Below are 12,603 nucleotides of genomic sequence, written 5' to 3'. Positions count from 1 at the left end.
TTCAATTCAAGCGAGGCGGCCTCTGCCGCCTCCATCGTCGGAGAGGGATGATGGTGAAACAGCAATCGACGCGCCGCGGCGCGCTTCCGGGCACGACCAGGCATGCGACGTACCGTCGCAATGCAGGCATCGGTTCGTGGTCGCGGACCGCGCGGAGGGTCTTCGCATGAGCGGCCACGGTATTCCGCGCAAACGCTATCTGATCCTGTTGATGCTGTTCGTCGTCACCACGATCAATTATGCCGACCGCGCCACGCTTTCCATCGCCGGCTCATCGGTCCAGAGCGAGTTGGGCATCAGCTCGATCGAGATGGGCTACATCTTCTCCGCATTCGGTTGGGCCTACGTGCTGGGGCAGATCCCGGGCGGCTGGTTGCTGGACCGCTTCGGTTCCAAGCGGGTCTACGGCATCTCGATCCTGACCTGGTCGCTGTTCACCCTGCTGCAGGGATTCATCGGCTGGGTCCCGGTGGCGATGGCGGTGGGCACGCTGTTCGTGCTGCGCTTCCTGGTGGGCATCGCCGAATCGCCGTCGTTCCCGGGCAACAGCCGCATCGTGGCGGCGTGGTTCCCGACCAAGGAACGCGGCATGGCCGCGGCGATCTTCAACTCGGCCCAGTATTTCGCCACCGTGGCGTTCGCGCCGTTGATGGGCTGGCTGGTGCATGCCTGGGGCTGGGAGCACGTGTTCCTGGTGATGGGCGGCGTCGGCGTGGTGATTGCCATCATCTGGAAGCGGGTCATCCACAGCCCGCGCGAGTATCCGGGGCTGTCGCGGCAGGAGCTGGACTACATCGCCAGCAATGGCGGCCTGGTGGACATGGACAGCGCGTCCAAGGCCGTCAACAAGGCCAAGGGCTCGCAGTGGCACTACATCAAGCAACTGTTGGGCAACCGCATGCTGCTGGGCGTGTACATCGGCCAGTACTGCATCACCACGCTGACCTATTTCTTCCTGACCTGGTTCCCGGTGTACCTGGTCGAGCAGCGCGGCATGTCGATCCTGAAGGCCGGTTTCGTGGCCTCGCTGCCGGCGCTGTGCGGTTTCGCCGGCGGCGTGCTGGGCGGCTTCATCTCCGACTCGCTGATCCGCCGCGGCTTCTCGCTGACCGCCGCGCGCAAGATCCCGATCGTGGGCGGCATGCTGCTGTCCACGAGCATCGTCGGTTGCAACTACGTCAGCGCCGAGTGGATGGTGGTCGGCCTGATGGCGCTGGCCTTCTTCGGCAAGGGCATCGGCGCGCTGGGCTGGGCGGTGGTGTCGGATACCTCGCCGAAGGAAATCTCCGGCCTGTCCGGCGGCCTGTTCAACACCTTCGGCAATACCGCCGGCATCACCACGCCGATCGTGATCGGCTACATCGTCGCTTCCACCGGCTCGTTCGAATGGGCCCTGGTGTTCGTCGGGATCAGCGCCTTCGTCGCGGTGGTGTCCTATCTGTTCGTCGTGGGCGAGATCAAGCGGGTCGAGCTGAAGCACCTCGATGGCGCTCCGGGCGCCCCATCCGCCGTTTCGTCCTGATCTTCCGGTTTCGAGGTAGCCAATGAACATCCCCGCCGTACACACCACCGCGAGCGCCACGCCGCGAGTCACCGAGATCCGCGTCGTGCCCGTCGCCGGCCAGGACAGCATGCTGCTGAATCTCAGCGGCGCGCACGGCCCGTACTTCACCCGCAACGTGCTGATCATCAAGGATTCGGCCGGCAACACCGGCCTGGGCGAAGTGCCTGGAGGCGAGGGCATCCGCCGGACGCTCGAGGACGCCGCTGCGTTGATCGTCGGCCGTCCCATCGCCGACTACCAGCGCATCCTGCGCGAAGTGCGCGAAACCTTCGCCGATCGCGATGCCGGCGGCCGCGGCCTGCAGACGTTCGACCTGCGCATCACCATCCACGCGGTGACCGCGATCGAGTCGGCGCTGCTGGACCTGCTCGGCCAGTTCCTGGAACTGCCGGTGGCCGCTTTGCTCGGCGAAGGCCAGCAGCGCGACGCGGTGGAGATGCTGGGCTACCTGTTCTACATCGGCGACCGCACCAGGACCGATCTGGCCTATCGCGACGGCCGCGGTGCGCGCGATGCGTGGCAGGCGGTGCGCGACCAGGAAGCGATGACGCCGCAGGCGATCGTGCGTCTGGCCGAGGCGGCCTACGAGAAGTACGGCTTTCGCGACTTCAAGCTCAAGGGCGGCGTGCTGCGCGGCGCCGAGGAGGTCGAGGCCGTCGTCGCGCTGCACGAGCGTTTTCCTCAGGCGCGGGTGACGCTCGATCCCAATGGCGCCTGGTCGCTGAAGGAAGCGATCGCGCTGTGCCGCGACCTGCACGGCGTGCTGGCCTATGCCGAGGACCCGTGCGGTGCCGAGAACGGCTACTCGGGCCGCGAGGTGATGGCCGAGTTCCGCCGTGCCACCGGCCTGCCGACCGCGACCAACATGATCGCCACCGACTGGCGCCAGATGGGGCACGCGATCTCGCTGCAGTCGGTGGACATCCCGCTCGCCGATCCGCATTTCTGGACGATGCAGGGCGCGGTGCGCGTGGCGCAGATGTGCCGCGACTGGGGCCTGACCTGGGGCTCGCATTCCAACAACCATTTCGACATCTCGCTGGCGATGTTCACCCACGCCGCGGCGGCCGCGCCGGGCAACGTCACCGCCATCGACACCCATTGGATCTGGCAGGACGGCCAGCGCCTGACCCGCGAGCCGCTGAAGATCGAAGGCGGTCTGGTGCGGGTGCCGGAGAGGCCGGGCCTAGGCATCGAGCTGGACGTCGAAGCGCTGGAAGCCGCGCACGCGGTGTACCAGGGCATGGGGCTGGGCGGGCGTGACGATGCGGCCGCCATGCAGTTCCTGCTGCCCGGCTGGAGTTTCGACAACAAGCGTCCGTGCATGGTGCGTTGAGCATCCGCTGACCAAGCCCCCTTTCGCAGGAGCGGCGCGAGCCGCGACGGCTCCATCGATGACGCCTCGCGGCTTACGCCGCTCCTGCGGCTCGGGTATCGCTCCTTCAAAGCACGACGTGGCGCGCGTTGCGCCACGGCCCGACTGCATCCGCAGTCACACCACATCGGGAGAGGAATGGTGAATCTTCATGCATGCGGGCCCATGCGGCCCTTCGGGAAAACGCTGGTCGGCGCGCTGCTGGCCGCATCGACGCTGGGTGCCGCGGGTATCGCCCAGGCCGAGGTCAAGCTCGACGGTGACGGCTTCAACGCGTCGTCCGACGACGGGCGCTACACGTTCGGCGTACACGGCCGCGTCCAATTCGACGGCGGCTGGTTCGACAACGACGACCGGGGCGCGGACAACGCCAACGGGACCGAGTTGCGCCGCGTTCGCCTGGCGATCTCCGGCAAGCTCGATGACTGGAGCTACCTTGCCGACTTCGATTTCGCCGGGGGCGAGATCACCGGCCAGACCGTGGCGATCTCGCGCGCGCTCGGTCCGGGCACCTGGAGCATTGGCCAGATCAAGCCGTTCTTCTCGCTGGAGTACACCACCGACGATTTGTGGGTGTCGATGCAGGAACGCTCCTGGATCAGCGACGTGATGGCGCCGGGGTATCGCTACGGCACCCAGTGGGTCGGTAACAACGAACACTGGGTATACGGCGTCAATCTCTACAACCAGGCCAACATGGACAGCGATCGCAACAGCGGCGTGGGCGGTTCCGGTCGCGTGGTGTGGCTGCCGCTGGATCGCGATGCGGGCGTGCTGCACCTGGGCGCGGACGTGGGCCGCGACCAGATCGGGCGCGGGCCGGACGACGCATACACAGGCACCAGCGCATCGGTGCGTGCCGCTGGCCACCTGTCCGACCAGTCGCGCTTCACCTTGGTCAAGCTCAACGACGGCCGCGAGGTGGACATCGACAAGTACGTCGGCGAGTTCGCCTATTCGCGCGGTCCGTTCTACGTGCAGTCCGAGTACGGCAAGTCGCACTACGACGACGGCGCGCAGGACGCGGATCTGACCACCGGCTATGCCATCGTCGGCTGGTTCATCACCGGCCAGACCCGCGGCTACGATCGCAAGCGCGCGCGCTTCACCCGGCCTGACGGGATCGGCCCTGGCGGCGCCTGGGAACTGGCCCTGCGCTACGACATGGCGCAGGGCGAGCAGACCGGCCGCGACATCAAGGTGCAGGCCACGGCGCTGGGCGTGAACTGGTACGCCTCGCGCAACGTGCTGTTCCGCCTGGACTACATCCACAGCGAGGCCAAGGACCAACTGGCCAACGCCATATTGGACAAGACCAACGCGGTCACCGGCCGCGTGCAGATCGCGTTCTGAGGTCGCACAATCCGGCGCGTGCCAGGCGGCGGCCCGCGGTATTGAACAGGCAGCAAGCAAGGTGAATCCGATGTCCGCAGTTTCCGCTCGACCGCAATGGCGCAGCATCCAGCTGCGCTCCGAAGACAACGTCGCCGTCGTGGTCAACGACGACGGCGCTCCAGCCGGTGCGATATTCCAGGACGGCATCGTCGCCGTCGAGGCCATCCCGCAAGGGCACAAGGTCGCACTGGTCGATATCCCCGCCGGCGCGGCGGTCACGCGCTACGCCACGCCGATCGGCTATGCCAACCGCGATATCGCGCGCGGGCAGTGGGTGCGCGAGGACATGCTCGACATGCCCGCGGCCCCCGAGCTGGATGCGCTGGACCTGAGCCTGCGTCCGGCCCGCCCGGCCGAACCGCTGGAGGGCTATACCTTCGAGGGTTACCGCAACCGCGACGGCAGCGTCGGCACGCGCAACATCCTCGGCATCATGACCAGCGTGCAGTGCGTGGTCGGCGTGCTCGGCCATGCGGTCGAGCGCATCCGCGCCGAGTTGCTGCCGAAGTATCCGAATGTCGACGACGTGGTCGCGATCAACCACGTCTACGGCTGCGGCGTGGCGATCACCGCGCCGGAAGCGATCATCCCGATCCGCACCCTGCGCAACATCGGCCGCAACCCGAACTTCGGCGGCCAGGCGCTGATCGTCGGTCTCGGTTGCGAGAAGCTGGTGCCGGAGAAACTGCTGCAGGACGACGCCAGCGCCTACGACGGCGGCGTGTATCGCTTGCAGGAAGCGACGATGGGGTTCCAGGACATGGTCGCCTCGATCATGGGGCTGGCCGAGGAACGCCTGAAGCATCTGGACCAGCGCCGCCGCGAGACGGTACCCGCATCCGAACTGGTGGTCGGCATGCAATGCGGCGGCAGCGACGCCTTCTCCGGCATCACCGCCAACCCCGCGCTGGGCGTGGCTGCCGACCTGCTGGTGCGCGCAGGCGCCACGGTGATGTTTTCCGAGAACACCGAGGTGCGCGACGGCATCCACCTGCTGGTGCCGCGCGCCGCCGATGCCGACGTGGCCAAGGCGCTGGTGCGCGAGATGGACTGGTACGACCGCTATCTCGCGCGCGGCGGCGCCGATCGCAGCGCCAACACCACGCCCGGCAACAAGAAGGGCGGGCTGTCCAACATCGTCGAGAAGGCGATGGGGTCGATCGCCAAGTCCGGCAGCAGCCCCATCGCCGGCGTGGTGGCGCCGGGCGAGCGGGTCAAGGGGCGTGGCCTGCAGTACTGCGCCACGCCGGCCAGCGATTTCGTCTGCGGCACCTTGCAGACCGCCGCCGGCATGAACCTGCACATCTTCACCACCGGCCGCGGCACCCCTTACGGGCTGGGCATGGTGCCGGTGATCAAGGTGGCGACCCGCAGCGAACTGGCGCGGCGCTGGTCCGACCTGATGGACGTGGATGCAGGCGTGGTCGCGACCGGCGAAAAGAGCCTGGACGAGCTGGGCTGGGACATCTTCCGCATGTACCTGGACGTGGCCAGCGGCCGCCGGACCTGGGCCGAGCGGCACCGGCTGCACAACGACCTGGCCTTGTTCAATCCGGCGCCGATCACCTGAGCGACGCACGGCGGGCGGACGTGATCTCGCGGCGCGCGGGCCGATACAATGCGCGTTCGTTTTCAGCGTCCACGGAGCCGCCATGTCCCGCCAGATCATCCACACCGACCAGGCCCCCGCCGCGATCGGCCCGTACTCGCAGGCCGTGCGCGCCGGCAACACGGTGTATTTCTCGGGCCAGATCCCGCTGGACCCGGCCACCGGCGAGATCGTGCCCGGCGACATCGGCGCGCAGGCGCGCCGCGCGTTCGACAACCTCAAGGCGGTGGCCGAGGCCGCCGGCGGGTCGCTCGACAGGATCGTCCGCCTGGGCCTGTACCTGACCGACCTGGGCCAGTTCGCCGCGGTCAACGCGGTGATGCAGGAATACTTCCAGGCACCGTTCCCGGCGCGTTCGACGATCGAAGTGTCCGCCCTGCCGAAGGGCGCGGGCTTCGAGGTCGACGCGGTGATGGTGCTCGACTGACCGGTGCCGCGCGCGCGCGCGCCCTCGCCGAACCTGGCTGCAGCCGGCGACGCGGCACTGACGGTGCTGCCCGGCGTCGGCGCCAAGGTCGCCGAGAAGCTCGCCGCGCGCGGCATCGCCACCTTGCAGGACCTCTGGCTGCACCTGCCGCTGCGCTACGAGGATCGCACCCGCCTCACCCCGATCGCGCAACTGCAGGCGGGCGTGCCCGCGCAGGTGGAAGGCCGGGTGGAGGCGGTCGAACGCGGCTTCCGCTACCGGCCGATGCTGCGGGTGGCGCTCGCCGACGATTCGCGTTCGAGGCTGGTGCTGCGCTTCTTCCACTTCCGCGCCGCCCAGGTCGCGCAGTTCGCGCCCGGTGCGCGGGTGCGCGCATTCGGCACGCCCAAGCCCGGCCAGTACGGCTGGGAGATCGTGCATCCCTCCTACCGCGTGCTCGGCGCCGATGAGCAGCCCGGCCTCGGCGATACGCTCGACCCGGTGTACCCGGCGATCGAGGGCGTAGGCCCGGCCAGCCTGCGCAAGCTGATCGGCATGGCCCTGGAGCGCCTGCCCGACAGCGCGTCGCTCGAACTGCTGCCCCCGGACTGGCTGGCCCGGCAGCATCTGCCGTCGCTGCGCGACGCGGTGCTGACCATGCACAAGCCGCCGCTCGGCAGCGATACGGGCGCGCTGCTGGCCGGCAAGCACCCGGCGCAGCAGCGGCTGGCGATCGAGGAACTGCTCGCGCACCAGCTCAGCCTGCGTCGCCAGCGCATCGCCCTGCAGCGCCACGCGGCATCCGCGCTCGATGGCCGCGGCGCGCTGGTGCGCGAGTTGCTGCGCACGCTGCCGTTCCGGCTGACCGGCGCGCAGCAGCGCGTGTTCGAGCAGATCCGGGCCGATCTGGCGCGACCTTCGCCGATGCTGCGGCTGGTGCAGGGCGACGTCGGCAGCGGCAAGACCGTGGTCGCCGCGCTGGCGGCGTTGCTGGCGGTGGAGCAGGGCAAGCAGGTCGCGCTCGCGGCGCCGACCGAACTGCTGGCCGAGCAGCATCTCGCCAACCTGCGCACCTGGCTGGAACCGCTGGGCGTGCGGGTGGTCTGGCTGGCCGGCAAGGTCACCGGCAAGGCGCGCGCCGCGGTGCTCGCGCAGGTCGCCTCCGGCGAGGCGCAGGTCGTGGTCGGCACCCATGCGCTGATGCAGGAGGCGGTGGTGTTCGACGACCTGGCATTGGCGATCGTCGACGAGCAGCACCGCTTCGGCGTGCACCAGCGCCTGGCGCTGCGCGACAAGGGCGCGGCGACCGGCCGCGTGCCGCACCAACTGGTCATGACCGCCACGCCGATCCCGCGCACGCTGGCGATGTCGGCCTACGCCGACCTGGATGTCTCGGCGATCGACGAGCTGCCGCCCGGCCGCACGCCGGTGCAGACCCTGGTGCTCAGCGCCGAGCGCCGCCCTGAACTGGTCGAGCGCATCCGCGCCGCATGCGCGGAAGGCCGGCAGGTCTATTGGGTCTGTACCCTGATCGAAGAGGCGGACGAGCCCGCGAAGACCGCGACGGGACCGGCCCGCGGGGGCGGCCGCCCCGCGAACGGCATCGAGGCGCAGGCCGCGCAGGCCACTTACGAAGCGCTCTCGGCGCAATTGCCCGGCCTGAAGGTCGGGCTCGTGCACGGGCGCATGAAGGCGGCCGAGAAGCAGCAGGTGATGCAGGCGTTCAAGCAGGGCGAGATCGGCCTGCTGGTCGCCACCACCGTGATCGAGGTCGGCGTGGACGTGCCCAATGCCTCGCTGATGGTGATCGAGAACGCCGAGCGCCTCGGCCTGGCGCAATTGCACCAGCTGCGCGGTCGGGTCGGGCGCGGGGCCACCGCATCGAGCTGCGTGTTGCTCTACCAGGCGCCGCTATCGGCCATGGCGCGGCAACGCCTGGAGACGATGCGCCAGACCAGCGACGGCTTCGTGATCGCGGAAAAGGACCTGGAGCTACGCGGCCCCGGCGAGCTGCTCGGTACCCGCCAGACCGGCCTGGCCAGCTTCCGCGTGGCCGATCTCGCGCGCGACGCGGCCTTGCTGCCGCGGGTGCAGCGGCTCGCCGAGGACCTGTTGCGCGACCGTCCCGACATCGCCGACCGCCTGGTCGCGCGCTGGATCGGCGGCGCGGTGCGCTATGCGGCGGCGTGAGGCCGCGATTGGCGATTGGCGATTCGCAAAAGCAGGTAGGCTATCCCCCGAACCACGAATCGCGAATCACATGACCGACAGAATTCCGTTGTTGATCGACACCGACCCGGGCGTGGACGACGCGCTGGCCCTGCTGATGGCCTTCAACGACCCGCGCCACGACGTCGTGGGCCTCACCATCGCCGCCGGCAATGTCGGCTTGCAGCACACCGTGCGCAATGCGCTGAAATTGTGCGAAGTGGCCGGGCGCAGCGACGTGCCGGTGTTCGCCGGCTGCCCCGATCCGCTGGTGCACCCGTCGGTGGACGCCGCCCACGTGCATGGCATCGATGGCTTCGGCGACGTCGGTTTCGAGCCGGCCGGGCGCCAGGCCGAGGCCGAGCACGCGGCGCTGGCGATTCTGCGCCTGTCGCATGAATACGCCGGCGACCTGCTGTTCGTCGCGCTGGGGCCGCTGACCAACGTCGCGCTGGCGCTGAAGCTCGACCCGACCTTGCCGCAGCGGATCAAGCGCTTCGTGGTGATGGGCGGGGCGATCACCGGCCACGGCAACATCACGCCGGCCGCGGAATTCAACATCGCCTTCGACCCGGAGGCGGCCCATATCGTGTTCGGCGCCTTCCCGCACCTGGAACTGGTCGACTGGGAGGCCACCATCGCCCACGGGCTGCTCCACAGCGACGTCGGGCCGTGGCTGGCCGCACCTTCGCCGCGGGCGCGCTTCTACGAGGAAATCTCGCGCAAGACCCGGCTCTGGTCGGAGGACAGCCGCGGCGAGTACTGGTACGCCGCCGACGCACTGGCGATGGCGTACGCGCTGCAGCCGGAAGGCGCCACGCGACTGGAGCCGCGCCCCGTCTCGATCGAGCTGGCCGGGCGCTTCACCCGCGGCATGACCGTCGTCGACTGGAACCGGCAGGAAGGAACCGCGGACAACGCCACGCTGCTGACCGGCTACGACCAGGCGCGCTTTCAGGCGCTGGTCAGGGACGCGCTGGCCGCCGGCTGACGGACGCCGGCCCTGCTTGCGGGGCAGGGCGGCCGTGCAGGCGGTCTGCCCCGCCCTGCAAGGCCCGCTTGGCTCCGGGGAGGAGCCTCTCCCGGGCAATCCGGCCGGCGGCTTGTGCCGGCCGGCCAGGCATGGCTATAATGCCGCTCTTGTCCAGCAGCCCTTAACGGTGCGAGCCCATGAAGGCCGACATCCATCCGAATTACCGCGACGTCGTCTTCCACGACGTGACTTCCGATTTCAAGTTCCTGACCCGTTCCACGATGGCCACCAAGGAAACCATCAAGTGGGAAGACGGCCAGGAATACCCGCTGATCAAGGTCGAAATCTCCTCGGCTTCGCACCCGTTCTACACGGGCAAGCACAAGGTGATCGACACCAGCGGCCGCATCGACAAGTTCCAGAAGCGCTACGCGCGCTGATCCGTCGACGCCAAGGGTTGCAAGCGACGGCCGCGCCCAGCGCGGCCGTCGTTTTTTCGTACCTGGCCACCCGCCCGGGCGGGAATGCAAGCCGTGCCGGAGCAACGGTGCGTCGCGGGCGCGCACCGGCCTCTACGACTTCCGTCCAAGCGACGGGAAAAATGTTGCTGTGCGATAATGGCGGAATCCAATGGGCCCCGTATGGAGCCCGCTGGACGTCCATCACGTACCTGCCCTCGCCAGGGCGGGTGCCTTCCACTGAGGAGCGCACACTGTGTCCGATCTTGATCAGGTCACGCTCAACGCCGGCGACAAGTCGGTCGTTCTGCCGGTTCTGAAGCCCACCCTGGGCAACGATTGCGTCGACATCTCCAAGCTGACCAAGGAAACCGGTCTCTTCACCTACGACTCGGGTTTCACCGCCACCGCCAGCTGCAAGTCGGCCATCACCTACATCGATGGCGACAATGGCGTCCTGCTGTACCGCGGTTACCCGATCGAGCAGTTGGCCCAGCATTCCAACTTCCTGGAAGTGGCCTACCTGCTGATGAACGGCGAGCTGCCGAACAAGGACGAGTTCGCCAAGTTCGAGCACGAAGTGACGCATCACACGATGATGCACGAGTCGCTGAAGGCGTTCCTCAAGGGCTTCCACTACGACGCCCACCCGATGGCCATGCTCGCCGCCTCGGTCGCCTCGCTCTCGGCGTTCTACCACGACAATCTCGACCTCGACGATCCGGAACAGCGCCGCCAGGCCGCGATCCGCCTGATCGCCAAGGTGCCGACGCTGGCCGCTGCCGCCTACCGTTACTCGATCGGCCAGCCGATCCGCTATCCGCGCAACAACCTCGAGTACGTCACGCGCTTCCTGCACATGATGTTCGAGGTGCCGAGCGAGCCGCTGGAACTGAACCCGGTCGTGGCCAAGGCCATGGACCTGCTGTTCATCCTGCACGCCGACCACGAGCAGAACGCCTCGACCTCGACGGTGCGCCTGGTCGGCTCGACCGGCGCCAACCCGTACGCGTCGGTCGCCGCCGGCATCACCGCGCTGTGGGGTCCCGCGCACGGCGGCGCCAACGAGGCGGTGCTGAAGATGCTGGAGGAGATCGGCGATGCCAAGAACGTCGATTCCGCCGTCGCCAAGGCCAAGGACAAGAACTCGTCCTTCCGCCTGATGGGCTTCGGCCACCGCGTCTACAAGAACTTCGACCCGCGCGCCAAGATCATCCGCGAGATGACCCACAAGGTGCTGGGCGAGCTGGGCGTCAACGACCCGCTGCTGGAAGTGGCGCTGAAGCTGGAAGAGGCCGCGCTGAAGGACGACTACTTCGTGCAGCGCAAGCTGTACCCGAACGTCGACTTCTACTCGGGCATCATCTACAAGGCGCTCAACATCCCGGTCGAGATGTTCACCGTGATGTTCGCGATCGCCCGTACCGCCGGCTGGGTCTCGCACTGGCTGGAGCAGCAGACCGACCCGGAAATGAAGATCGGCCGCCCGCGCCAGATCTACACCGGCTACGACAAGCGCGACTACACCTCCGCCAAGCGCTGACCGGCAGGTCCGCGTACCGGAAAACGCCCCGCGACGCGGGGCGTTTTCGTTCGCGGGCGCGGCGCTCCATCCTGGCGGCGTGCCGGCATGCCGCCGGGGTGGCGGTCCTGCAGCGCAACCGGCCGGATGCGTCGCGCCCGGGCTGTACGCAAGCGCCCAAGCTCAGGGCATCGCCTGTTCGTAGCCGCGGATGTCCTCGTCCACCAGCATCTGCCGCAACTGCGGCGCGGAGGCGCGCTGCATGGGGCGTTCGTCCACCTGCGACAACGGCGCTTGGCGCAACGCGATGCGGGGCAGGACGGCGATGTCGAAGGTCAGCTCCTCGGCGCTGAACAACCATACCGGCACGTCGGCGCTGCGTTCGTGGTCCAGGCGCAGGCGCCGCATGCGCGATTCGGCCGGGACGCCCTGTTCCTCCAGGAATCGCTGCACGGTTTCCGGGTCGTCGCTGTGCAGGTGCAGGTGCACCGGCGAATGGCCGTCGGCGGTACCGTCGAGGACCGGCCCGACCAGCCGCGGCGCGAAGGCGTCGAAGAAGTCCATGGCCCGCAGCGCGGCCTCGCGGCGCTGGCGCAATCCCCGGGCGTGCCCGGGGCCGGCGAACAGGCGCTGGTACTCGCGCAACGCCTCTTCGATCTCGCGATTCCGCGGCAGCGAGGCGTCGTCGAAGATGCCGAGCCGGTTGGCGGCCTTGAGCTTGGCCTGGTGGTAGTCGCGGATGCCGCCCTCGGCCATGAGCCGGGCGGCTTCGTGGGCGAGGCGATGGCGGCGTTCGCGGGTGCGGGTCTCGGCGTGCTTGCGTGCGTGATGCATGGCCGGCTGCCCTGTGTGGAACCTGGGCCGACTCTACCGCATGTGGGTTCAAAAGCCGTGATTCGGAGGAGAGAGGCCGGGACCGGGTTGGGGGCCAGGGGGCGGTGCTCGGAAAAGCGACGAGCTGGCTGCGTATCGAAGGCTGTTGTGGAAGGGACTTCAGTCCCGACAGCTGGCCGGTAAAGCCCCGTCGGGACTGAAGTCCCTCCTGCAAAAAGCAAGGGAATCCGCGAAAAGCATCGGATCGCTTGGCGGCCGG

10 protein-coding genes are annotated in these 12,603 nt (G+C 68.4%); 9 read left to right on the top strand and 1 reads right to left on the bottom strand.

The window, feature by feature from the left end; genetic code table 11:
- Positions 1 to 166 precede the first annotated feature (166 nt).
- The 9 genes from FD678_RS04015 to FD678_RS03975 all read left to right on the top strand — a co-directional run bounded on the left by FD678_RS04015 (position 167) and on the right by FD678_RS03975 (position 11,531).
- Positions 167 to 1,522 (top strand): MFS transporter, encoded by a 1,356-nt coding sequence (locus FD678_RS04015; protein WP_140719502.1) that lies wholly within the window; start codon positions 167 to 169, stop codon positions 1,520 to 1,522.
- Positions 1,523 to 1,544: 22 nt separating this feature from the next.
- Positions 1,545 to 2,900, top strand: a complete 1,356-nt coding sequence (gene gudD, locus FD678_RS04010; RefSeq protein ID WP_140719499.1) for a glucarate dehydratase — start codon at positions 1,545 to 1,547, stop codon at positions 2,898 to 2,900.
- Between the two features lie 204 nt (positions 2,901 to 3,104).
- The gene (locus FD678_RS04005; RefSeq protein ID WP_177497551.1) at positions 3,105 to 4,292 is read left to right on the top strand and encodes an OprO/OprP family phosphate-selective porin; all 1,188 of its coding nucleotides are present in this window, start codon (positions 3,105 to 3,107) and stop codon (positions 4,290 to 4,292) included.
- A gap of 70 nt (positions 4,293 to 4,362) precedes the next feature.
- Positions 4,363 to 5,904, top strand: a complete 1,542-nt coding sequence (gene garD / locus FD678_RS04000) for a galactarate dehydratase (RefSeq protein ID WP_140719495.1) — start codon at positions 4,363 to 4,365, stop codon at positions 5,902 to 5,904.
- An 82-nt stretch (positions 5,905 to 5,986) separates the two neighbouring features.
- Complete coding sequence (locus tag FD678_RS03995) at positions 5,987 to 6,370, top strand: RidA family protein (RefSeq protein WP_140719493.1); 384 nt, start codon at positions 5,987 to 5,989, stop codon at positions 6,368 to 6,370.
- Between the two features lie 33 nt (positions 6,371 to 6,403).
- A complete protein-coding gene (gene recG, locus FD678_RS03990) occupies positions 6,404 to 8,539 on the top strand; it encodes an ATP-dependent DNA helicase RecG (RefSeq protein ID WP_218569510.1) in 2,136 nt (711 codons plus the stop codon).
- 70 nt (positions 8,540 to 8,609) lie between these two features.
- Positions 8,610 to 9,548 carry a nucleoside hydrolase gene (locus FD678_RS03985; protein WP_140719489.1) on the top strand — a complete coding sequence of 313 codons (939 nt, stop codon included), beginning with the start codon at positions 8,610 to 8,612 and terminating at the stop codon, positions 9,546 to 9,548.
- 179 nt (positions 9,549 to 9,727) lie between these two features.
- Complete coding sequence (locus FD678_RS03980; RefSeq protein ID WP_140719486.1) at positions 9,728 to 9,970, top strand: type B 50S ribosomal protein L31; 243 nt, start codon at positions 9,728 to 9,730, stop codon at positions 9,968 to 9,970.
- A 274-nt stretch (positions 9,971 to 10,244) separates the two neighbouring features.
- Positions 10,245 to 11,531: a citrate synthase gene (locus tag FD678_RS03975; RefSeq protein ID WP_140719484.1), complete on the top strand. Its 1,287-nt coding sequence runs from the start codon at positions 10,245 to 10,247 to the stop codon at positions 11,529 to 11,531.
- A gap of 162 nt (positions 11,532 to 11,693) precedes the next feature.
- Here the strand turns inward: FD678_RS03975 and FD678_RS03970 are convergent, their stop codons facing one another.
- Positions 11,694 to 12,344, bottom strand: coding sequence for a hypothetical protein (locus FD678_RS03970; RefSeq protein WP_140719482.1), 651 nt, complete (start codon positions 12,342 to 12,344; stop codon positions 11,694 to 11,696).
- Between the last annotated feature and the right edge of the window lie 259 nt (positions 12,345 to 12,603).

It is taken from the genome of Pseudomonas sp. Hp2 (genome assembly GCF_006386585.1).
GTDB lineage: Bacteria > Pseudomonadota > Gammaproteobacteria > Xanthomonadales > Xanthomonadaceae > Pseudomonas_S > Pseudomonas_S boreopolis.
The sequence above is the reverse complement of the archived record's forward strand: the minus strand, read 5'-3'. Positions and strand labels throughout refer to the sequence as shown.

What these genes read in the sequence shown, in the direction of transcription:
- FD678_RS04015 (WP_140719502.1), top strand. Translation starts at nt 167, where the DNA reads ATGAGCGGCCACGGTATTCCGCGCAAACGCTATCTGATCCTGTTGATG.
- gudD (WP_140719499.1), top strand. Translation starts at nt 1,545, where the DNA reads ATGAACATCCCCGCCGTACACACCACCGCGAGCGCCACGCCGCGAGTC.
- FD678_RS04005 (WP_177497551.1), top strand. Translation starts at nt 3,105, where the DNA reads ATGCGGCCCTTCGGGAAAACGCTGGTCGGCGCGCTGCTGGCCGCATCG.
- garD (WP_140719495.1), top strand. Translation starts at nt 4,363, where the DNA reads ATGTCCGCAGTTTCCGCTCGACCGCAATGGCGCAGCATCCAGCTGCGC.
- FD678_RS03995 (WP_140719493.1), top strand. Translation starts at nt 5,987, where the DNA reads ATGTCCCGCCAGATCATCCACACCGACCAGGCCCCCGCCGCGATCGGC.
- FD678_RS03985 (WP_140719489.1), top strand. Translation starts at nt 8,610, where the DNA reads ATGACCGACAGAATTCCGTTGTTGATCGACACCGACCCGGGCGTGGAC.
- FD678_RS03980 (WP_140719486.1), top strand. Translation starts at nt 9,728, where the DNA reads ATGAAGGCCGACATCCATCCGAATTACCGCGACGTCGTCTTCCACGAC.
- FD678_RS03970 (WP_140719482.1), bottom strand. Translation starts at nt 12,344, where the DNA reads ATGCATCACGCACGCAAGCACGCCGAGACCCGCACCCGCGAACGCCGC.